The sequence below is a fragment of the Pseudomonas piscis genome, from assembly GCF_009380155.1.
In the GTDB taxonomy this organism is placed as follows: Bacteria; Pseudomonadota; Gammaproteobacteria; order Pseudomonadales; family Pseudomonadaceae; genus Aquipseudomonas; species Aquipseudomonas piscis.
On sequence record NZ_WHUV01000017.1, the window covers coordinates 1 to 1,971 of the forward strand.

Genomic DNA, 1,971 nt, shown 5'->3' on the forward strand with positions numbered 1-1,971 from the left:
ATGCTGAACCAGGACGAGCAGCGGCGCATCCGCGAGGAGTGGGACCACACCGATGTGGTCTACCCGACTCACCGCTTTGTCCATCAACTGTTCGCCGACCAGGCGGCCAAGGCTCCGGATGCGCCAGCGGTGTTCTTCGCCGAGCAACGCCTGAGCTACCGCGAGCTGGATACGCAAGCCAACCAACTGGCGCACAAGCTGATCGAGCTGGGAGTGGGCCCGGAGGTGCGGGTGGCCATCGCCATGCCGCGCTGCGCGGAGATCATGGTGGCCTTCCTGGCGGTGCTCAAGGCCGGTGGGGTCTATGTGCCGCTGGACATCGAATACCCCCAGGACCGCCTGCGCTACATGATGCAGGACAGCGGCGCGTGGCTGCTGCTGACCCAGGATCACCTGCTGGAGCGCTTGCCGATCCCGGATGGTTTGCCGACCCTCAGCGTCGAAGGCGCGGCCGATTTCGCCGGTTATCCGGCGAGCGCCCCGCAAGTGGATCTGGCCGAGGAGAACCTCGCCTATGTGATCTACACCTCTGGCTCCACCGGCTTGCCCAAGGGCGTGGCGGTGTCCCATGGCCCGCTGGCCATGCACAGCCTGGCCACCGGCGAGCGTTATGAAATGAGCCCGGCGGATTGCGAGCTGCACTTCATGTCCTTCGCCTTCGACGGCTCCCACGAAGGCTGGATGCACCCGCTGATCTACGGTGCCAGCGTGCTGATCCGCGACGACAGTGTGTGGTCGCCGGAATTCACCTACGAACAGATGCATCGCTACGGCGTCACCGTCGGTGTGTTCCCGCCGGTGTACCTGCAGCAACTGGCGGTACACGCCGAGCGCGACGGCAATCCGCCGGCGGTGCGGGTCTACTGCTTCGGCGGCGATGCCGTGCCACAGGCCAGCTATGACCTGGCCTGGCGGGTGCTGCGTCCGAAGTACATCTTCAACGGCTACGGCCCGACCGAGACGGTGGTTACGCCGTTGATCTGGAAGGCCAAGGCGGGGGACCCGTGCGATGCGGCTTATGCGCCGATCGGCAACATCGTCGGCAACCGTAGCGCCTATGTGGCCGATGCCAACCTCAACCTGTTGCCGGTGGGCGTGGCGGGCGAGCTGTACCTGGGCGGCCTGGGCGTGGCCCGGGGTTACCTGGATCGTCCGGGGCTGACAGCCGAGCGTTTTATCCCTGATCCCTACAGCACCGGCGGTGCCCGGTTGTACCGCAGCGGCGACCTGACCCGCTACCGTACCGACGGCCTGGTGGAGTATGTGGGGCGTGTCGACCACCAGGTGAAGGTACGGGGCTTCCGCATCGAACTGGGCGAGATCGAAGCGCGCCTGCTGGAGCAGGACTCGGTGCTGGAAGTGGCGGTGATCGCCCAGCCAGGGCCGAGCGGCCAGCAACTGGTGGGCTACATCGTGCCGGTGGACGCCGAGGTGGCGTTGAGCAACGAGCGCCAGGCGCAACTGCGCGAGAGCATCAAGGCGCGCCTGCGGGAGAACCTGCCGGACTACATGGTGCCGACCTACCTGCTGTTCCTCGAAGCACTGCCGCTGACACCGAACGGCAAGCTGGACCGCAAGTCGCTGCCCAAGGTCGATGCGCAGCTGATGCAGCAGACCTACGTGGCGCCGCAAAACGAGCTGGAGCAACAGATCGCCGCGATCTGGGCCGATGTGCTGAAGCTTGAGCGGGTGGGCGTCACCGACAACTTCTTCGAACTGGGCGGCGACTCGATCATCTCGATCCAGGTGGTCAGCCGCGCCCGCCAGGCGGGTATTCGCTTCACGCCGAAGGAGCTGTTCCAGCACCAGACGGTGCAAGGTCTGGCGACGGTGGCGGAGCAGGGCGAGGGCGGTTTGCAGATCGACCAGGGCCCGGTACGCGGCACGACCGCGCTGCTGCCGATCCAGCAATGGTTCTTCGAGACTCCGGTACCGGAGCGGCATCACTGGAACCAGTCGGTGCTGCTCAAG

General features: G+C 66.0%; 1 protein-coding gene. It reads left to right on the forward strand.

What is annotated here, in order from left to right:
• Nucleotides 1–1,971, forward strand: a 1,971-nt coding sequence (locus GDH07_RS32180) for an amino acid adenylation domain-containing protein (protein WP_152899895.1), incomplete at both ends; no start/stop codon positions are given.